General features: G+C 37.2%; 1 tRNA gene. It reads left to right on the top strand.

The features are described 5' to 3' along the window. The first annotated feature begins 51 nt into the window (after positions 1-51). Positions 52-125 (top strand) — tRNA-Ala (locus tag GOQ17_RS16155). Positions 126-333 lie beyond the last annotated feature (208 nt).

Raw genomic sequence — 333 nt, 5'->3', positions numbered from 1 at the left:
GATAATGTAGGGGTCAGCAGTTCAAATCTGCTCGGGACTACTAAAGTATAAGGGGAATTAGCTCAGCTGGCTAGAGCACCTGCCTTGCACGCAGGGGGTCATCGGTTCGACTCCGATATTCTCCACGTTTTCAAATTAAAAAGTGAAAAAGTAAAAATTAAAAAACAGGTTTTATACCTTTTAATTTTGCCTTTTTAATTAGAAAGAAGAGTTCTTTGACATATTGAAAGAAAAAAAGACACAAGAGAAGACAACAGTAGAGACAACGTTGTAATATGCTTGAGTTATTAAAGAGACCCCCGGTCTAAGGCCGAACTTTTTAATGATAAGTAT

It is taken from the genome of Sphingobacterium composti (genome assembly GCF_009829075.1).
In the GTDB taxonomy this organism is placed as follows: Bacteria; Bacteroidota; Bacteroidia; order Sphingobacteriales; family Sphingobacteriaceae; genus Sphingobacterium; species Sphingobacterium composti.
The sequence above is the reverse complement of the archived record's forward strand: the minus strand, read 5'-3'. Positions and strand labels throughout refer to the sequence as shown.